Origin of the sequence: Bacillus thuringiensis (assembly GCF_001182785.1) — a bacterium.
In the GTDB taxonomy this organism is placed as follows: Bacteria; Bacillota; Bacilli; order Bacillales; family Bacillaceae_G; genus Bacillus_A; species Bacillus_A thuringiensis_S.
In genome coordinates this window covers 3,050,511-3,071,574 of the sequence record NZ_CP012099.1, presented here as the reverse complement: position 1 = coordinate 3,071,574, position 21,064 = coordinate 3,050,511, and the positions used below count along the sequence as shown (strand labels likewise).

Genomic DNA, 21,064 nt, shown 5'->3' with positions numbered 1-21,064 from the left:
AAGCATTGGGTAACCAATGCTTTTTTGTTATATACTGGAATTGTTGGGAAGTAGGAGGAGGATTATATGAACTCAAATTTAAAATGGATCATATATACGGTACTCGGCATTTCTATTCTATTAATCTTATTTGTAGTTTATGGGGTGTATTCTTACTTTACATTTTAAAAGCGTAATGGAAGTGAACTATTATATACACTAAAGGCGGAGAGCGCTATGCAAATGAGAAGTATGTATTTAGTCTTCAGCGTGATTTGTTTATTTGTAGTAACCAGCTGTTCAAATAATATAGGAAATCATAATCAAACAATCGAAGTACAAAAACATGCTGGTGATAATCATTATGAGGATTTGAAGGTAGTTACAGACAAGAATAAAGTATTGCAAGTAAAGAAAATATTAAATGATACTAACTTTGAAAATAAAAAGGTGGAAATGTCTCGTTCAGCTGATTATCAGTTTGTTTTTCAGTTTAAAAATCCGAAAATAGAGGCGAAAGCTGTGTTATATCAAATGTGGATTAATTCTAATAAGGATAAAGTAGAAATAATGGCGAGGGATAATCAGTACGCTCAATTAGAAGAGAAAGACGCAGCTGCTTTTATGAAGATTGTTACTGGTGAGAAGTTAGCTGAATAAAAGTATATGGTAGATTTTGCTCTCTAATTCCCCGCTTATTTTTCGCTTTGAGGGATAATTAGTGAGAAATATCGAATGAGAAGTAATCGTGAAATAGTAAAGAATATATTTACGGCTAAAAGAAGAGTTGTTTAAAAAACTCTCCGCATCGTTATGTAATGTTAATAAGAAGAAGTAGAGGGTAGAAGTAAATCTAAATAAAATAAAAAAGGGATAAATAGGAAAATGTAGAACCTTTATATATAAGATGTTCTGAATTTTTAGATATAAGTTAGAGTGGAGGAAGAAAGATGATTCAATTTCCTATGGAAGATGCTGAACAATTTTTTAGATCCTATAGTATTGGTAGGTTTACAGTTAGTGAAGATGAAGGAAGAGTAATTTTTAGTACAAACTTAAATGGTCATTCTAATTTATGGGCGATGGATTTACCCAATTTATCCCCTTATCCATTAACATATTGTAATCAATCAAGCAATTTTATTAAAATGGATTCTTTAAATCGATTTATTTTAGCTGGATTTGATAAAGATGGGGATGAAAATTATCATATTTATGCATTAAAACCAGAGGGTGGTGGATTGCTTGAATTGATTCCAGCAGGAGATACAGAAAAGGATTACTTTGTGCATTTAACAGAGGATGGGGAACGATTATACTATGTCACAAGTAAAGATAACCCAATGTTCTTAAACTCTCGTTGTTATAATATACGCACAAAAGAAGATACGCTGTTGTTAACTGGTGTGGAGACACCTACATATGTAGAGGCAGTAAGTCCGAATGAATCAAGTTACATTGTTTTAAAGTCATATAGTAATACATATAATGTAGGATATGTAAAAAAGGGAGAAGAACTTATTTGTTTAGTACCTTCCAGTGAGAAAGAACATACTGTAGGGTCCATTTGTTATATTGATGAAAATACAGTGATTTTTGTTACAAATTATGAAGAAGAGTTTTCCTATGTAGCTTCTTTTGATTTAAATAAACAGGAATTCAAACCAATTTGTAAAATAGAGAAGGAAGATATATCTGATATAAAATGGCATGCTGAAACAAAAAATGGCTACATTGTTTCGTCGAAAGGTGTTACAGATAGGTTATATAAATTTGTATGGGATAAAAAAGAGTTAATTCTATTGAATTCTCCGGTAGATACGATAAGTCAAATTGAAATTACAAAATCGGAAAATTTATATTTACTAGGTGAAAGCGCGACGAAAACAGCAAACATCTATTACAAGAAAAATAGAGATGCAGAATGGGCAGCATTAACAAAAAACTATGTTATTGGTCTATCTGAATCTTCTTTTGTTGAACCGGATGTTATAACATATGCCTCTTTTGATGGGTTAAACATAGAAGCATTATTATTCCGGGCGAAAGGAGAAGTACAAAACGGATATACAATATTTTGGCCTCATGGTGGTCCACAAAGTGCTGAGACGAAAGATTTCAGAGCATTATTTCAATATTTATTAAGGCAGGGATATAATATTTTTGCACCAAACTTTAGAGGTAGTACAAGATATGGTTCAACGTTTACAAAAATGATTGAAGGTGATTGGGGAGAAGCACCGCGTTTAGATTGTGTAGCAGGGATCGAATGGCTATTTGAACAGGGTATATCAACTCCTGATAAATTATTTGTTATGGGTGGTAGTTATGGAGGATATATGACCTTATTGCTTCACGGGCGTCATTCAGAGTATTTCCGTGCAGCCATTGACATTTTTGGACCTAGCAATTTATTTAGTTTTATCGAATCTATGCCTGAAAATTGGAAACCGCTCGCAGTTAATTTAATAGGTGATATTAATAATGATAAAGATAAGCTTATACAAGATTCACCAATTACTTACTTAAATCAAATGAATAAACCACTTCTTATCATCCAAGGGGCAAATGATCCACGAGTTGTAAAGGAAGAATCGGATCAAATTTTTCAAGCGTTGCAAGAACAAGGAGTAGATGTAGAATACCTAGTATTAGACGATGAAGGGCATGGATTTTCAAAAAAAGAAAATGAAATATATGTATATCGTCGCATAACAGAATTTTTAGCAAAGCATAAGTGAAAGTAATGGCATTTTACGGGGCATGATAATATCGCTATCAGGCTAAAAATACAGTGAAGTGACAATTCAATTATTGAATAAATAAGAATGAAACAACTTAATCGTTACGTAACAAAAACGCTATTCTTTCCCTAGAATCATAGGAAAGGATAGCGTTTTTGTTATGAACTTATCGATTTTGGATGAACTGGAATTGTTGTCTAAAGAGTTGCAACAGATTTTTTTATAAATTGAAAGACAAGGAGACGAACTTGGATGGAGTACTGGAAGCACACAATAAATATATTGAGGAGTGCATATTTGAAAAGATTAAATCAATGGAAAATGAAATGTTTTGTTGGAATGTCTGGGCTACGGACCAATTCTATCACTTTAATTAACTAAAAGAAGAATTTCCCCATCCCGATTAGACTACTAATCATTCCTATCCCACTCATGGTGCCTTTTCCTGCTGTAAGTAAGTTTCCAAGCATTCCTAGCTGACCGTTACCTCCGTTATTTCCCCATCCTATGGGACTTACCTGTCCACCCCATCCTGGAGGGTTTCCAAAAACACCCCATTTATTGGTACTAAAATTAAAAGGATTGGCTGGCGGCGATAGTAAAGCGGCAAGATTCCCTTGTGCGAACATCCCTGTATGATTGAAAGGTTGGATCCAGGGGGAGGGAGGTTTTTGAAAATTGAAACCTGCATGGCCTGGTAATGGAGCCCAATTAGCAGAATGTCCTTGGGGCATTATCCCTGCATAATTGATTGGCTGCCCCCAAGAGAAGGGAGGGGGATGGGGACTGAACCCCGTATAATTGGCTGATGAATCCCAACTAACTGGATAGACTCGACAACTCCAATTCTCAGGAATCTTCAAATCATTCATTACCTCATATTTAGTTATTTTGGGCTGTGAATATAATGAAATTTGGTTAGAATATTGTTCCCCGTTTCCTTTTGAATTCAAATACCAATATTGGTGCATACGCTTATTCCCCTCACTTTAAAAATGTAATGTTAGACTTAGCCTATGTAATATTCCTTTTTATGGATGGTTACATAACTAGATCTACAAGCCCGTATTTAAAGGAATGGGTGCGTGGTCTGGTTGATTTTTCTCGCTGCCTGTAAAAGTCCCACTGATTTAAAGTTTCATTTTATTTTAGGAGGGGATTTTCAGTTGCTTCTTTTGTGTATTTCAGCCTAATTTAATTTCCGTTAACAAACGTTTTTATAAAGGTTTAATCAACAAAAAGATTTTAAAATGTTATGTTGGGCAAGTGGAATTGTTAAAAAGAGAATATCCATTCGAAGAGTTTGGCAAAATACTGCAAGGATAATGTTTTCTTGTGCAAATATGCAAATGATTTAAACGAATCAATGAAATTTATAATGAAGGGGCAATTAAATATATGAGTGAAACATTACATAAAAGAAAACCACCATATTTAATGCTTGTAATCCTTTTTGTTGGGGCATTTGTTTCATTTTTAAATAACTCGCTTTTAAATGTAGCCTTGCCATCAATAATGAAAGGTTTAGACATTAAAGATTATTCAACGATCCAATGGCTTTCTACAGGGTATATGCTTGTAAGTGGTATATTAATTCCGGCATCAGCATTTTTAATAACGCGTTTCTCAAATAGGAGTTTATTTATTACATCTATGGTGATTTTTATTTTTGGTACGGCCTTAGCGGCTGTAGCGCCGAACTTTGGTTTATTACTTACTGGCCGGATGGTTCAAGCGGCAGGCTCTTCAGTTATGGGGCCTTTGTTAATGAATATTATGCTAGTAAGCTTTCCAAGAGAAAAAAGGGGAACAGCAATGGGGATTTTTGGACTAGTTATGATTACAGCTCCAGCAATTGGACCGACACTATCAGGTTATATTGTAGAGTATTATGACTGGCGTTTGCTTTTTGAAATGATTTTACCGTTAGCAATCATTAGCTTACTGTTAGGAATTTGGAAATCTGAGAATGTCATGAAACAAAACAAAAATGCAAAACTTGATTATCTCTCATTACTATTATCTTCTGTCGGTTTTGGCGGTTTGTTATATGGATTCAGTTCTGCAAGCTCCGATGGTTGGACAAATAAAGTTGTCTTAACAACCTTAATCATAGGCGCTATTTCCCTAATTGCTTTCATTATCCGTCAATTAAAAATGGATGAGCCGTTATTGGATTTACGTGTTTATAAGTACCCAATGTTTGCACTTGCGTCTGTAATTGCAATCGTCAACGCGGTGGCCATGTTTTCGGGTATGATTTTAACACCAGCTTATGTACAAAACGTCCGTGGTATTTCGCCGCTAAGCTCTGGGCTGATGATGCTTCCAGGTGCGGTTATAATGGGGATTATGTCACCAATTACAGGTAAACTATTTGATAAGTATGGCCCGCGGATTCTTGGCATAGTAGGGCTTTCCATTACAGCTGTTTCAACTTATATGTTGGCAAACCTGCAAATTGACTCTAGTCACACACATATTATTCTTATTTACACACTGCGGATGTTTGGAATGGCGATGGTGATGATGCCACTTATGACAAATGGTCTTAATCAATTGCCAACTCGCTTAAATCCGCACGGTACAGCTGTTAATAATACAGCTCAACAAGTGTCCGGTTCGATTGGTACTGCTATTCTTGTTACGATTATGAATTCTGTAACAAAAACAAAAGCGGAAAGTTTATTGTCTGATATAGATCCAACAACCTTCACAGAAACTACGAAGGCAATAGTAACTCAGAAGGCTTTATTATCTGGAATTCAATATTCATTTTATGTAGCGCTTGGCATGAATGTTGTTGCGCTACTATTAGTTTTTTTCGTTAAACGTGTAGATATAAGTGTGGAAGCTGTCGAGAAGCTAAATCGGTAGAGAAAAATAAAACGCTTGATAATGATTCCTACAAGTTTTTTTAATTGCTAAGGCGCCGGTATTTAAAGCTGGAAAAGAACTAAAAGAAGCAGGGAAATAATTATATAGTGAAAGAGGACCTGATGTTCATATCAGGTCCTCTTTCATTAATAACAAGGTATACTTGCTTATCGTATTGGTTTGACTAAACTACTGATTTTTCGAATACTACAATCTTAAGCTCGTCAACTTTTCTATTTTGGGGTGTTTTAGAAGAAAATGAATCAAAATAATCGTTTTTATAAACAAATACAAGAGATGAGATCCGTTTGCAATTTCTCATAAACATTACAATTTTAGATTATCTTTTAACACCAACATTAAAAGGCTCCAATTATATTAATTCGCTGCATTTTAATTTAGTATTTTTCTACAAGTTATAAATCTAATTGCCAAGCTTATACGCAATATCATAATCATGAATAGTTAGGGAAAAGATAAAATAAGGTAATCAATTACATATCTGTATCCCAGGAGATTAGTTGCTATTTCCTCTTTATTAAATGGGATATTTTATCCCGCTATTTGCCGGGCAGTAAGACCCCCACCTCAAAATTCAGCGGAAGCAAAGAAGTTAGGTGGGGGACCAACTGCCCGTAAAAGCCCGATTGGTGAGGGCTAATAATCAGTGGGGGATGAACAAAACCCCCACTGATTAAAGTTTCACTTTATTTCATGCTTTTTTGAAAGGGTGTTTTAAATGGAAAAAAAAGTATCTGCCATTCCTCAGCCGAAAACATATGGACCGCTGGGTAATCTCCCATTAATCGATAAAGATAAACCGACTCTATCGTTTATTAAGCTGGCGGAAGAGTATGGTCCCATTTTTCGAATTCAAACTTTAAGTGATACCATAATTGTCGTTTCCGGACATGAACTGGTAGCAGAAGTCTGTGACGAAACGCGGTTCGATAAAAGTATAGAGGGTGCTTTAGCAAAAGTTCGTGCCTTTGCTGGAGACGGATTATTTACAAGTGAGACTCACGAGCCTAACTGGAAAAAAGCTCATAATATTTTGATGCCTACATTCAGCCAACGGGCAATGAAAGATTACCATGCCATGATGGTCGATATTGCCGTACAACTCGTTCAGAAATGGGCAAGACTTAATCCGAATGAAAACGTAGATGTTCCGGAGGATATGACTCGACTTACATTAGATACAATTGGTTTATGTGGTTTTAATTACCGATTCAATAGCTTTTATCGTGAGACATCTCATCCTTTTATCACTAGCATGACCCGTGCTCTAGATGAGGCTATGCACCAATTGCAGCGACTGGATATAGAAGACAAACTCATGTGGAGAACGAAACGTCAATTTCAGCATGATATTCAATCCATGTTTTCTTTAGTAGATAATATTATTGCTGAACGTAAAAGTAATGGAAATCAAGATGAAAATGATTTACTTTCCCGTATGTTAAATGTGCAGGATCCGGAAACTGGGGAAAAATTAGATGATGAAAATATTCGTTTCCAAATTATTACCTTTTTAATAGCTGGGCATGAGACAACAAGTGGGTTGTTATCTTTTGCAATCTATTTTTTATTAAAGAATCCAGATAAATTGAAAAAAGCCTATGAAGAAGTAGACCGTGTTTTGACAGATGCTACTCCAACATACCAACAAGTTATGAAACTTAAGTATATACGGATGATTTTAAATGAATCGCTACGTCTATGGCCTACTGCTCCAGCCTTCAGTCTCTATGCAAAAGAAGATACAGTAATTGGTGAGAAATACCCAATTAAGAAAGGAGAAGATCGTATTTCTGTTCTTATTCCACAGCTACATAGGGATAAAGATGCATGGGGAGACAATGTGGAAGAATTCCAACCTGAACGATTTGAAGAGCTGGATAAGGTGCCTCATCATGCTTATAAGCCATTTGGAAATGGCCAGAGAGCATGTATCGGTATGCAGTTTGCACTTCATGAAGCCACTCTTGTAATGGGAATGCTTCTTCAACATTTTGAATTAATCGATTATCAAAACTATCAGTTGGACGTAAAACAAACATTAACGCTAAAGCCCGGTGATTTTAAGATTAGGATTGTACCCCGAGAACAAACTATTAGCCATCCTACTGTTCTTGCACCTATAGAGGAAAAGCTGAAAACCCATGAAATTAAGCAGCACGTTCAGAAGACATCTTCTATTATTGGGGCCGATAATCTTTCGCTTCTTGTTCTGTATGGTTCGGATACAGGTGTAGCAGAAGGTATTGCAAGAGAACTAGCGGATACAGCTAGTTTAGAAGGGGTTCAAACGGAAGTAGTAGCTCTTAACGATCGAATTGGAAGTTTGCCGAAAGAGGGAGCGGTTCTTATTGTAACTTCTTCTTATAATGGAAAACCGCCAAGTAATGCAGGACAGTTTGTGCAGTGGTTGGAGGAACTAAAACCGGATGAGCTAAAAGGTGTTCAATACGCAGTTTTTGGTTGTGGAGATCATAATTGGGCTAGTACCTATCAACGGATTCCAAGATACATTGATGAGCAGATGGCTCAAAAAGGAGCAACAAGATTTTCTAAACGCGGAGAAGCGGATGCAAGTGGTGATTTCGAGGAACAGCTCGAGCAATGGAAACAAAGCATGTGGTTTGATGCGATGAAGGCATTTGGATTGGAACTCAACAAAAATATGGAAAAAGAACGCAGTACTTTGAGTCTACAGTTTGTCAGTCGTCTTGGAGGATCTCCTCTTGCACGAACATATGAAGCAGTTTATGCATCTATACTAGAAAATCGTGAACTCCAATCATCCAGCAGTGATAGAAGTACGCGACATATCGAGGTATCCTTGCCAGAAGGTGCTACGTATCAAGAAGGAGACCATCTTGGAGTGCTGCCAATTAATAGCGAGAAAAATATCAACCGAATTTTAAAACGCTTTGGATTAAATGGGAAGGATCAAGTCATACTGAGTGCAAGTGGACGAAGTATAAATCACATACCTTTAGACAGTCCTGTTAGTTTATTGGACCTTCTTAGTTATAGTGTCGAAGTTCAAGAAGCATCCACTCGAGCACAAATACGAGAAATGGTAACATTCACAGCATGCCCTCCTCATAAAAAAGAATTGGAATCATTATTAGAAGAAGGAGTTTATCATGAACAAATATTAAAGAAACGTATTTCAATGTTGGATCTTCTTGAAAAGTATGAGGCTTGTGAAATCCGATTTGAACGCTTTTTAGAACTTCTTCCTGCGCTCAAACCGCGTTACTATTCTATTTCAAGCTCTCCACTCGTTGCACAGAATCGTCTGAGCATTACGGTCGGTGTTGTTAATGCGCCTGCATGGAGTGGGGAAGGGACATATGAAGGAGTCGCTTCTAATTACTTAGCTCGGCGTAATAATAAAGATGAGATTATTTGTTTCATTCGAACGCCACAATCAAACTTTCAATTACCTGAAAATCCAGAAACCCCAATTATCATGGTTGGGCCAGGTACTGGCATTGCACCATTCCGTGGGTTCTTGCAAGCGCGTCGTGTTCAAAAGCAAAAAGGTATTAAATTAGGACAAGCGCATCTATATTTTGGTTGTCGTCATCCTGAAAAAGATTATCTCTATCGTACAGAACTAGAAAATGATGAAAGAGATGGATTAATCTCTTTACATACAGCTTTTTCCCGTCTAGAGGGACATCCAAAAACATATGTACAGCATTTAATAAAACAAGATAGAATCAATTTAATTTCATTATTAGATAATGGAGCTCATCTTTATATATGTGGTGATGGAAGTAAAATGGCTCCGGATGTAGAAGATACCCTTTGTCAAGCATATCAAGAAATTCATGAAGTCAGTGAACAAGAAGCAAGAAATTGGTTGGATCGTTTGCAAAGTGAAGGACGATATGGAAAAGATGTTTGGGCTGGTATCTGAGTTTGTCTTAATTATATACGTAGTAACTAATGAACTTCTTTCGAATAAGTGAATAACTCATTTATAAAAATCCTGTATTTATTATTGAATACGGGATTTTCTTATTTTTAATAAGCTGGACTGATACTGTAGAAAAAGAAAAAATCTCATATGAAACCAAAGCTATATAATCTTTGCTTGAAGGGCAAGGTGTTAACTAATTTCTTGATGGAATTTAAAATAAACCTTTGCACACTGGCTGAACAGTTTTAAGCACAGTGTCAAATCGTTGGGGGATTTATCAAATTAGGGATACCTTCTATAACGTATGGGATGAATTTTGCCTTAGAATAGATAAATAATTTGACAATTAAAATGACCTCCTTTAATATACATGTCATAGCATGTATTTAGTGAAACAAACAAATTTATCGTGAATGATTGGCTCGTATGCTATATCCATTTTATATTTTAATTTATAGAGGTGATACATGAACTTACATGATTTAATAGGCTATCTTGTCCATCGTACTGATGTGAAAATGTCCAATTATTTTACGAAGAGGTTAAAGCCTTATGGAGTTACCCCAGAGCAGTGGGGTATTATTAGTGTTCTTAGCAGCCAAAGGAGCACTACCCAAAGAGAATTAGCAGAAGCTATTGATAAAGATCAAACTACAGTCGTAAGAATGATACAGTCAATGGAGAGAAAAGAGATTGTAAAGAAGACTTTGAATGAACAAGATAGGCGTTCACATAACCTTTTTTTAACTGAAAAAGGTGACGAGTTAAAAAAAGCAATCTTGCCTGTGGTTCAAGACGCTCACAATTTTGTTACGAGTAATTTGAGTGAGGAAGAAATCGAACAATTAAAAACATTATTAAACAAATTATATGGTACACGCTATTAATACTTGTTCCTTATTGATGCTATTTATAAGGAACAAGCTTTGTTATATATGTGCTATAGCATATATTTTTTTTTTCGAAGGAGGATAGGGAGAGTTGTATTTTGTATGATATGGATTCAGAATCATTTTCATATCTAATATCACTCAATTTTTGTCTTATACATGCTATAGCATGTAGTTTTATCTGTTTCCTATTGAAAAGGGTAATGGCAACTACCTGAACGATACTGAGTTTTTATCAAATAATAAGAAAGATGTGATTACTATTTTAATTTTAATTAATGTTATAAAAGCTGTGTTATTTGTGTTCTTTTTAATGACAGGAACGAAAATTATATCCGGGAAAATGGCAGATGAGTTTAAAAGATTTGGTTTACCTTCTTTCTTTAATTTCTTAACTGGAGCTTTTGAGATTGTAGGAGCGATTGGAATGTTGATAGGTATTTGGATTCCGGTAGCAGCCTTAGTAGCAGGATTCTTGTTAGGTGGTACGATGCTTGCGGCGGCACTTACTCTTATTGTATTAGCAAGAGATCCTTTTAAGAAAGCAATACCTGCGCTTGTCTTGTTCGTCCTCAGTTTAGGGGTAAGTTTATATCATATTTTTTAAACATAACTAAAAACCGTTACACGCTATGCGTTTAAGTTGAAATCATTTTGTAATTATTTTATAAATAGGGGATGTGAAAACATATGAATGAATTATTATTATTTAAGTTCTTAGCGTTTTTTTCTATATTAACGACAAGTATTGTTGCTGGAATTGTTTTTGCATACTCTAATTCAGTCATGCCTGGTCTTCGTAATGCGGATGATCGTACCTTCGTTCTTTCCGTTAGACACTTTACTTCATCAGTGGCCAATCCGATGTTTCTTTTTATTTCAAACGGTGCTCTTATAGCACAGGTTGGTTTTGTTGTATTATCCGTTTACTTACAGCAATTTGATACAGTCGTTTTAGGCGCAATCGCATTGATCAGTTATGTCGCCACGCTACTGATCACCTTCACAGGAAACCTCCCGATGAATAGAGTAATCATCTCGGCGGAACTACCTGTAAGAGATTCTGGTTGGGCTGAACTTAGAGTCCGATTTGAATCACGTTGGACATTGCTGAATCACTTGCGTACCTTAACGTGTATGTTAAGTGTGTCGGCATTATTAGTAGCGTTGCTTATTCATTAGTATAGTGTATTTAGATAAATAGTGATTAACCGGACTATTTTAGTATCTACTAAATAAAAAACAGGACCTGATATTCATCTGTCAGGTCCTGTTTCATATAGATGATATTTTCCACACATTATCAATGTCTGTAATGTAGTTAGCCTTGTGGGTCAGCTATAAAATCAGATATTATTTTTTCGATATCGAAAGGAGTAATCCCTTTATCCAAAGAAAAAATGCTTTCTGCTTCCTTGATGTCTTGAACGAGTTCACCTCTAGCTTCAATATGTAATCGGAACAAGTCATATAAATTCGGTTTAACTAAATTAGTTAAAGCCTTTCCAACTAGTATCATACCTTTTTGATTAGCCTCGATGGTATTATCATAAGTTAGATCTCTTGTAAGAGACAAATCTGTCCAAATCAATTTTCGTTCCTTTAAGTCTAAAATAACTGGAATAGAGATTTGGGTGTCGGCAGTAATATCCACTTTATCTTGAACAGTAGAAGGTTCAAATATTTCACCTGAACCAGGATATTGACGAACCATCCAACCAGTAAAGCATTCTGGTAAATCTTTATACGGTTGGTCTGTGTAAGAAAGCAAAGTCATGACCACATAGCGTCCACCATATTTCAGCACAGACGGAATATCGAAATCAATGAATTCAGATGCCCCTTTTGGTGCAGAAGTAATATCTCCGCTATGGTAGGCCTTGAAATTTTTTGAACGTAAGTTTGTGAAGGAGACATGTTCTTTGTATTGCCAATCTTCGTCGTACATTGCAGCAGACAAATCAATGTCAACGCGTCCTGTATGTTGTCCATTCACATAGCCTTCTTTCCACCATAGGAAAAAACGAATTGTATCTCCTTCTGGTAAATCTACTTTACTTCCTCGAGATAATGTGCGAAGCGCTTTGCTGGCTGAACGTTGAGAGAAGGGAACTAAGTGATTTTTTAACTGTTCATCCAAAAATACTTTTCCGAGACTTGGAAGTTCTGCGAAGCGCTTTTTTAAAGTATCTTCACACATTTTTACAATCATTAAACAAATATCCTCTGAGATAAATGGAAGTGTATTTTCAATACCTATAGCTTTGGCTACATTTCCCTTTGGAAAAAAGGTACGAAATTCATTTTTATCATTTCGATGCTTAAAATGAGCCGTGAGTTGAAGTAATACAGGAGTAGAAACGTTTCCTATTATACTTAGAAACTCTTCGAGAATATTGAAAACATCTGTTGACTTATCACTACATAAACGGATTAAATGATCCAAGCGTCTGGCAAATTCCCCCGGGCGAGTTTTTAAAAGATTTTTCGCTGTCATGATATCACGATTCAACAAAGCTGCTTCTATTTTTCCATTAAATGTTTCAACTTTAATGTTGTTGCGAAGAATCTCAAACGCTCGGTGGGTTTTTGGGAAACGAGTATGATATTCTGCTGGATGAAGAATTTCACCTAAACGAATCCAACGTTTTTTGTATCGAAGCATATCTTCGGTACTGTTTCCGCATTGCTCTAACAAGCCTAAAAGGAAGCGTCTTTCTGTTCGGTTAAACTTCTTGAATCGAACAGAGGTTGCTAAACTCACATCGCCTTCAGATAAAGCAACTGCAAGGCGAAGAACATCAGTTGCTGTTTTAAAATACTTTGCAGCAGCATCGGCTGATATTTTTCTGTTTATTAATAAAACCCCAATTATAAAAGACATATTTTCCTTATGAGGAATTACATTAGGTAGAAAACAGGAAACATCTTCAGTATGTGTAATAGCCCATTCTACATCTGTCTTATCAGTTGAGGAAATAGAGCTGTTTGCACTAATCAATTGAGAAATCATTTGAGTGAAATCTTCTTCACCTCCTAAGTCAATAACTTTCAAATCAACTCTATCTAAAAGAGGAAGTCGTTCTTCTACTTTTGATACAGGTAGGCGTAACGTCACATAATGAATAACGGCATTGATGTATAAATCAGCGTCACTTAAATCCATCATTTGTTGCGGAAAGTTTGGATACATAGGAGTAAATTGAATATGTGCACCAACCATTTCTTTTAAATGTTTTACTAACTCTTTGTAAAACGATGTGAATGCATCAACCGAAAGTGTTTGCAACTCTTCTATTAAAGGCTCGGAGAAAGTAAATCCTAAACTTTCCAAGTTTTTTAAAACAGTGGCTAAATAAATGTTCGGTAGTTTATTTTCTTCTCTTTTTATAATTACTTTCAAACTTCTTCTTATGTAAATAGAATTTTTCATGAGAACGCCAGCTCTTCACTCCTTATAAAAGAGGGGAATAGTCTGACTGTCCTCCTTTCAGTGGTAGATTTTTATTTTTACATGCATAAACACACTAATTGTAGAGAAATGCACAGAGGGTACATAGCTATTTTTTAGTGAAAAATTAGAGGTATAACATTTAGTTGTTAAGTGGTAATTTGTTAATTAAGAAAAGAAAACCTCTACATCAATGGTTGATAAACTAGAGTTTATTCAATCCCAAAGAAGAAAGAGGTTTTATAGTCTAATTATTTTTCATAGGAAATTGACAACTCTAAAATAATTTGAAATTTCTACAAAGAAGGAAGAATTGTCATAGCCTATGTGTTTAACAGGAAAGTAACATCCCTATTTCGCCAAAGAAGTTAGAAGGAAGGAACGTCATAGCCTGTTTTACTAGTATATTCTCTTGCGAAAAGCAATTCAAGTATACTGTCTGATTTTTTATATTTTTCTTAAAGGGGAATTTTCATGTTTATCCCGCATTAACGGGTAGCCCGATTGGTGAGGGGGATTAAAGTTTCACTTTATAAATAGGGAGACCATCCCATGCCCTTTTTATAATACTATTACGAGAGGATTTTTATTTTTGATATATTATACCATTTATTTAATGGTATAATATGGTATGTATTCTGTGGAATGGAGTTGAATGAGTATTATAAATACAAAAGGTGAAATTAAAAAAACAAAAAGAAAAGTATTACTAACTATACTTACTATGTTAGTAATTATAATTGGATTTGGATATTGGAAACTTTTTAGTTTGCAAGGTGTTCCAAAAGGGGAATTAATTCGAACAGTGAAATCTCCAGATGGAAAATATCTCATCAAGACTTATTTTCATAATGCAGGATCATTAAGTGCGGATGCTGTTAGGGGTGAATTAGTTAACCTTGATACAGATTCAGAGAAAAATATATATTGGAATTATCCAGATACCGATCCATATATTGAATGGGTAAATAAGAATATTGTTAGAATTGGAGATCAAACTTTAGATGTTTCGCAGAAAGAAACCTATGATTGGCGTGATGATGATAAGCACGTTAAAGAAATGCCTAAACAGTTTATTAGATAAAACAAGAAAATTTAAATGTATTTAATCTTATTCGTTTAACTATAGATAGTATTATATGAGTGAAAAAGTCCATTTAAATCTTCTAAATGGACTTTTTTAGGTTTCTAGATACGACTACTGATAAAAATGGAACAAACTTGTTACTTAGGTTGTCTATTAAGTATACGTATAAAACAGGTGTTCATGATAGTTCAATCATTTTATGAAAAGTGAGATGCAAGAAGAGTGATATCCGATACACTCTTTAATTGTATCGGTATGTATAACACCTAGAAAAACCATATATTCTTGAAAGAGGTTGAAAATGTATGATAGTCTTAAACAAGTTTTTTAACATTTTACATTACAAAAAGATGGTACCTGTAGTATTTCTTTCATGTGCAACGCTTATAGGCTGTTCCGATGGCAATACTCAGTCTGAATCACCTAAACAAACGAAACAAACAAATCAAATCAAACAAGAAACTACTGGTAATGATTCTTTTGTTAAACTTGAAAAAGAATTTGATGCTAAACTCGGTATTTATGCATTGGACACTGATACGAATCAAACCGTTACGTATCAATCAGATAAACGGTTTGCATACGCATCTACCCACAAAGCTTTAGCTGTGGGAGTACTTTTACAAAAGAAATCAATAGAAGATCTAAATCAAAGAGTTTTGTATACTCGTGAAGATCTTGTTAATTACAATCCAATTACAGAAAAGTATGTTGATAGGGGTATGACTCTGAAAGAGCTTGCAGATGCTTCCCTTCGATATAGTGATAATACTGCACAAAATCTTATTCTTAAACAATTAGGTGGACCTAGTGAATTCAAAAAATCACTGAGAGAAATAGGAGATACCGTTACAAATCCTGAACGTTTTGAACCAGAGTTAAACGAAGTGCATCCAGGAGACGTACATGATACTAGTACCCCAAAGGCATTAGCTACTAGTCTTCAGGCTTTTGCGCTAGGAGATGTACTTTCAACTGAGAAACGGGATTTATTAATAGATTGGATGAAAAGGAATACTACGGGAGACAACTTAATTCGTGCTGGAGTTCCAGGAGGATGGGAAGTAGCTGATAAGACGGGCTCGGGATCTTATGGAACCAGAAATGATATCGCAATTATTTGGCCACCAAATAAAAAGCCAATCGTTCTTGCGATACTTTCTAATCATGATAAAGAGGATGCTAAATACGATGATAAGCTTATTGCAGAAGCAACCAAAATAGTGTTAGATGCCTTAAAAACTACAAATAAATAATAATAGTAATTAGTTATTGAAATTTTCCTGTTTTTCCGTCACAATACTGTGACGGTCTTTTTATGTATTTTACAAAGAATCGTCTTAAGTAAAGAAAAAAGATAGAAATCATCTCTATTAAGTTTATTAACTAAGTAACAACAAATATATGCTTTATTGTATACTTATTGCATTTAATGTGGAGGAATAAAATGGAGTCAAAAATTCTTATTGTTGATGATGATAAAGAGATTAGAAATCTAATCTCTGTATATTTGGAAAATGAAGGTCTAAAAACTCAAAAGGCAGAAGATGCTATACAAGCTTTACAACTGTTAGAAGAAAAGGAATTTGATTTGATTATTTTAGATATTATGATGCCGAATATGGATGGCATTGAAGCATGTATGAAAATTAGGGAAGATCGCAATATGCCTATCATTATGCTATCTGCAAAATCTGAGGATATAGACAAAATTCAGGGCCTAGCTTCTGGTGCAGACGATTATTTATCAAAACCGTTTAACCCACTAGAATTAATCGCTAGGGTAAAATCCCAATTAAGAAGGTTTAAAAAATACAATACGTCCATAGAACATAATAAAAGCATTCTAGAAATTGGTGACTTAACCGTAAATACAGATACTCGTCAAGTATGGGTAAGGGGAAAAGAAACAAGGTTAACTCCAAAAGAGTTTGCTATTCTCGAACTACTTGCCCGCAACAAAGGGATTGTCCTGAGTGTAGCAAAAATATATGAAGCAGTTTGGAAAGAAGTTTTTTATAAATCAGATAATACCGTCATGGTGCATATTACAAAAATAAGAGACAAAATTGAAGAGGATTCCAAACATCCTATTTATATTAAAACTGTTTGGGGAATTGGGTATAAAATATGAAGAATGTTAGTTTCAGAAATAAGATCATTATAAAACTTCTTGGTGCTGTTGCAGTTAGTTTTTTTATTTCATTTGGTTTAACAATCCTCATTTTGGCATACGTCATAGATCCATTATTTATAAAACACGAAGAATTTGGTATGTTTGAATTCAATTTGGTATTGTTGTTCTTATTCGCGTTCGCAATCTTTACCTTTATAATCCTTTTTTTAATATTGGTTCGAAAGAAAATAATATATTTGAAGCTCATTTCTGATAATGTGAATGATATTGCAAATGGAAAACTGGGTTTAACAATTGGGATTAAGGGGAAGGACGAATTGACCCAACTTGCTCAAAATATCAACTATATGTCCAAGGAATTGGAAAATACATTTGAACAAGAAAGACAATTAGAACGTACAAAAAATGAACTTATAACCAATGTATCTCATGACTTACGCACACCGTTAACATCTATTATTGGCTATATAGATTTATTAAAAAGAGGGCAATACAACAGTAAAATACAATTACAGGAATACCTTGAAACCACTTATTTAAAATCAAAGAGATTGAAATATTTAATTGATGAGTTGTTTGAATATACTCGTTTATCAGGCATAGATGCTAAGTTAAATCTTAATGAAGTTGATTTATCGGGTTTGTTGGAGCAAATAGTTGGAGAATACATTCCTATATTTGAAAAGGAAAGCTTAATCGTTCAAAAATCAATCACGCAAGAAACAATACCTATCTTCATAGATGTAGAAAAAATGGTACGTGTTTATGAAAATCTTTTTATGAATGCGATAAAGTACAGCATGAAACCATCCGAATTATCTATATGTCTTGAACTAATAGGTAACAAGGCAATGTTGAAAGTGTCAAATAAAGTCGAGAAACCGCCTGTTAGCGATCCAAATAAATTGTTTGAAAGGTTTTTTAGGGGGGACAAGGCAAGAAAAGATGACCAGGGAAATGGACTGGGGCTTGCTATTTCAAAAAGAATTGTTGAACTTCATCATGGTAATATACATGCAGAATATAAAGACGGCTGGATGTCCTTTATTGTTGAACATCCAATCAAATAGACTGGCTTATGGAATTACAGATTCCATAAGCTTTTTTTTATAAAACTTAAGAATTCTTAAGAATTTTACAGGGTGTTTCCTAATTTTCATAGTTTATCATGGATGTATTCAAAGTGATGAGGTGAGTGAAGAAGATAAAAGGAAAGATTTCATTGTAGCTTAAGGGTGGAGGTAACATATCTATTTTGTTAGTAGTAAACAAATTTAGTAGCTTATTGTAATGAAATAAAAAAATGTAGGAGGATATAAATGATAAATCCAGTTGTAGATGTAAAAAACATTCAAAAATTGTACGGTAAAAAAGGTGAGAATCAATCACACGCATTAAAAGGTGTATCATTCTCAATTCAAGAGGGGGAGTTTGTTGGTATTATGGGGCCATCTGGTTCTGGTAAAACAACATTATTAAATGTAATTTCAACGTTAGACACAGCAACGGGCGGCGTTGTTCAAATTGCAGGAACGGATATTACGAAAATGAAGCAAGGTGAACTTTCTGATTTCCGTTCACAAAAGTTAGGGTTCATTTTCCAAGACTTTAATTTATTAGAGAACTTATCTATTTATGAGAACATTGCCCTTCCACTTTCACTTCAAGGTGTTTCATCTCGTAATATTGGAAAGAAAGTAGAAAAGGTAGCTGATATGTTAGGCATTACAGCGATACTTCAAAAGTATCCTTCTGAAGTATCTGGTGGACAAAAGCAACGTTCCGCAGCAGCACGTGCGTTAGTTCATGAACCAGCAATTATTTTGGGAGACGAGCCGACTGGAGCTCTAGATTCTAAAAATGCAACGAGTTTACTTAATGCCATGACAAGCTTAAATAAAGAGCAAGGTGTATCCATTATGATGGTTACGCATGATCCTTACAGCGCAAGTTACTGTCAACGTATTTTATTCATTCAAGATGGTGAGTTATATAAAGAAATTCATCGCGGTAGTACCCGTGAAGAATTCTATAAAGAAATTTTAGATGTGCTTGCAAACTTAGGCACACAAAAAGCGTAAGGAAGGAAGTTCAATCATGTTATTTAAGCTCTCTATGTCAGGCCTAAAAAGTAAGTTGCAAGATTACATTGTTTTACTTGTTGGTCTTATTGTCTCTATTTCAACTTTTTATATGTTTCAAACGCTAGCATCCAATAAAACGTTCCTTGAATCTAACTCTTCTATTAGGGATATTGTGGCTGTCTTTAAAATTGGTTCCGTTTTGTTAGCGATTATCACATTTTTCTATATTTTATATGCAAACTCTTTTTTATCAGCTCTTCGTCAAAAAGAATTTGGTATGTATATGATGTTAGGAGCAAAAAAGCATAAAGTTACATTACTTATGTTTATCGAAACAATCATATTAGGTGCCACCTCTCTTTTGATTGGAATTACAATTGGTGTAGGACTTGCAGAAGGTATGGGTCAGCTATTAATGAAACAACTCGAGTTTGCTGGTGAAGGTTATAAAGCATTTTATTTGCCATCTATAGCTATTACTTGCATCTTCTTCTTTGCACTCTTTGTATTATCTGCAATTATGAATAGTATTAAATTATCTCGTATCTCTGTACTGCAACTTGTACATGCTGATGAACAAACAGAACGTGTTGCCATTAAAGGAAAAATGACAGTTGTAGTTGCATTCCTTGGTATTCTTTTATTGGGTATTGGTTATGCATCACTTATTTATATATCATATGCAAATTCGCTAATTGTTTTGGGATTAATGGCCGTTGGATTAATCTCAGCAACCGTTGGTACTTACCTTATATTCGGATCACTTCTCCCAGTTATGATTAACAAGCTAAAGAGTAATAAAAAACGTAGTGAAAAAGGCCTCAATGCTTTTACTTTTGCACAATTAAATTTCCGCATTAATGGTCTAACAAATGTGCTTGCAACAGTAGCAATCTTAGTGGCTCTTGGTGCTGGTGGAATTGCTTGTGGTATGGCATTTAAAAACAACATCCTAAAAATGACAGAGCAAAGAGAAATTTACGATTCAGTCATTCATAATCCAACAGCGGAAGAAAAGACAATTTTGGGTGGTATCTTATTTCAAGAAAAACTAGAATATCATTACAAAGTGGATGATAAGTATGTTTATTATCTTAAAGAAGATGTAGAGAAAAATCGCCCTTTCATACAAGGTATGAAAATAGAGAAAGTTTCAGAGGAATTACCCATTGGTGCATTTTCAATAAAACGGGCTGAAGGAGAGACAGACACAAAACAATGGATTCAGGCTTTCAGAACAATCCAGCCCAATTATTTATATCCTGATTATGAAATGAAAATTGTAGATTATAACATATACAATGGATTGAAGGGTAAAGAAAGTATTGTGTTTATGGGGAAAACAGATGATTTTGGATCATACATAAAAGAATGGAAAAAACTTGATGAATTACAAATAGCAAAATATAAAAATGTGAAAGCGGAAGAATTGGATAGTAAGTATCAAGCATATATTATGGGTCATGATTTTGCCAGCGGACTAATGTTTATGGGTTTCTTCGTTGGAATTGCATTTTTAGCAATGATGGCAAGCTGCTTAATGTTTAAAGTTCTGTCGGGAGCATCAAAAGATGTAACACGTTATCAAATGCTTCATAAAATTGGTGTTCGCCGAGAGTTATTAACAAAATCAATTTATAAAGAGTTATTCTTAATATTCTTATTCCCAGCAATTGTAGGGGTTACTCATATATTAGTTGGTATGAACATGTTTAGCCCTCTTGTAATCGATCCGTACTCTCGCATTTGGTTACCACTTGTTATTTTTGTAGTAATTTACTCGATGTATTACTGGATTACTGTTCAATTATTTAAAGGAATTGTACTCCCTAAAAAAGATTAATGTAATGATGTTGTTTATCCCGCATTAACGGG

15 protein-coding genes are annotated in these 21,064 nt (G+C 34.6%); 13 read left to right on the top strand and 2 right to left on the bottom strand.

The window, feature by feature from the left end:
- The first annotated feature begins 216 nt into the window (after positions 1 to 216).
- Positions 217 to 639: a YhfM domain-containing protein gene (locus AC241_RS15825; protein WP_029442784.1), complete on the top strand. Its 423-nt coding sequence runs from the start codon at positions 217 to 219 to the stop codon at positions 637 to 639.
- A gap of 290 nt (positions 640 to 929) precedes the next feature.
- Positions 930 to 2,720 (top strand): S9 family peptidase, encoded by a 1,791-nt coding sequence (locus AC241_RS15820; RefSeq protein ID WP_043938170.1) that lies wholly within the window; start codon positions 930 to 932, stop codon positions 2,718 to 2,720.
- A gap of 380 nt (positions 2,721 to 3,100) precedes the next feature.
- Here AC241_RS15820 and AC241_RS15815 read toward each other — a convergent pair whose 3' ends face one another.
- Complete coding sequence (locus AC241_RS15815; protein ID WP_048565118.1) at positions 3,101 to 3,694, bottom strand: hypothetical protein; 594 nt, start codon at positions 3,692 to 3,694, stop codon at positions 3,101 to 3,103.
- A gap of 427 nt (positions 3,695 to 4,121) precedes the next feature.
- Here AC241_RS15815 and AC241_RS15810 point away from each other — a divergent pair, with 427 nt between their 5' ends.
- The 5 genes from AC241_RS15810 (at position 4,122) to AC241_RS15790 (ending at position 11,612) form a co-directional block, all read left to right on the top strand.
- A complete protein-coding gene (locus tag AC241_RS15810; RefSeq protein ID WP_050844213.1) occupies positions 4,122 to 5,600 on the top strand; it encodes a DHA2 family efflux MFS transporter permease subunit in 1,479 nt (492 codons plus the stop codon).
- A 739-nt stretch (positions 5,601 to 6,339) separates the two neighbouring features.
- The gene (cypD, locus tag AC241_RS15805; protein WP_050844211.1) at positions 6,340 to 9,537 is read left to right on the top strand and encodes a bifunctional P-450/NADPH--P450 reductase; all 3,198 of its coding nucleotides are present in this window, start codon (positions 6,340 to 6,342) and stop codon (positions 9,535 to 9,537) included.
- A 470-nt stretch (positions 9,538 to 10,007) separates the two neighbouring features.
- Positions 10,008 to 10,427: a MarR family winged helix-turn-helix transcriptional regulator gene (locus tag AC241_RS15800; RefSeq protein WP_048565120.1), complete on the top strand. Its 420-nt coding sequence runs from the start codon at positions 10,008 to 10,010 to the stop codon at positions 10,425 to 10,427.
- Between the two features lie 259 nt (positions 10,428 to 10,686).
- The gene (locus tag AC241_RS15795) at positions 10,687 to 11,037 is read left to right on the top strand and encodes a DoxX family protein (protein WP_043937129.1); all 351 of its coding nucleotides are present in this window, start codon (positions 10,687 to 10,689) and stop codon (positions 11,035 to 11,037) included.
- Between the two features lie 83 nt (positions 11,038 to 11,120).
- On the top strand, positions 11,121 to 11,612 hold the full coding sequence (locus AC241_RS15790) for an anthrone oxygenase family protein (RefSeq protein WP_016081004.1): 492 nt from the start codon (positions 11,121 to 11,123) through the stop codon (positions 11,610 to 11,612).
- Positions 11,613 to 11,751: 139 nt separating this feature from the next.
- Here AC241_RS15790 and AC241_RS34350 read toward each other — a convergent pair whose 3' ends face one another.
- Positions 11,752 to 13,863 (bottom strand): TerD family protein, encoded by a 2,112-nt coding sequence (locus AC241_RS34350; protein WP_016081005.1) that lies wholly within the window; start codon positions 13,861 to 13,863, stop codon positions 11,752 to 11,754.
- A 673-nt stretch (positions 13,864 to 14,536) separates the two neighbouring features.
- Between AC241_RS34350 and AC241_RS15780 the strand changes: the two genes are divergently transcribed.
- The 6 genes from AC241_RS15780 to AC241_RS15755 all read left to right on the top strand — a co-directional run bounded on the left by AC241_RS15780 (position 14,537) and on the right by AC241_RS15755 (position 21,032).
- Positions 14,537 to 14,965 (top strand): DUF5412 domain-containing protein, encoded by a 429-nt coding sequence (locus AC241_RS15780; protein ID WP_000022542.1) that lies wholly within the window; start codon positions 14,537 to 14,539, stop codon positions 14,963 to 14,965.
- Positions 14,966 to 15,273: 308 nt separating this feature from the next.
- Positions 15,274 to 16,224 carry a class A beta-lactamase gene (bla, locus tag AC241_RS15775; RefSeq protein ID WP_016081006.1) on the top strand — a complete coding sequence of 317 codons (951 nt, stop codon included), beginning with the start codon at positions 15,274 to 15,276 and terminating at the stop codon, positions 16,222 to 16,224.
- 191 nt (positions 16,225 to 16,415) lie between these two features.
- On the top strand, positions 16,416 to 17,102 hold the full coding sequence (locus tag AC241_RS15770; RefSeq protein ID WP_016081007.1) for a response regulator transcription factor: 687 nt from the start codon (positions 16,416 to 16,418) through the stop codon (positions 17,100 to 17,102).
- Complete coding sequence (locus AC241_RS15765) at positions 17,099 to 18,175, top strand: HAMP domain-containing sensor histidine kinase (RefSeq protein ID WP_016081008.1); 1,077 nt, start codon at positions 17,099 to 17,101, stop codon at positions 18,173 to 18,175. The genes AC241_RS15770 and AC241_RS15765 overlap by 4 nt, the downstream gene beginning before the upstream one ends.
- Positions 18,176 to 18,424: 249 nt before the next feature.
- Complete coding sequence (locus AC241_RS15760; protein WP_016081009.1) at positions 18,425 to 19,186, top strand: ABC transporter ATP-binding protein; 762 nt, start codon at positions 18,425 to 18,427, stop codon at positions 19,184 to 19,186.
- A gap of 16 nt (positions 19,187 to 19,202) precedes the next feature.
- Positions 19,203 to 21,032 (top strand): FtsX-like permease family protein, encoded by a 1,830-nt coding sequence (locus tag AC241_RS15755; RefSeq protein ID WP_050844209.1) that lies wholly within the window; start codon positions 19,203 to 19,205, stop codon positions 21,030 to 21,032.
- Positions 21,033 to 21,064: the final 32 nt, after the last annotated feature.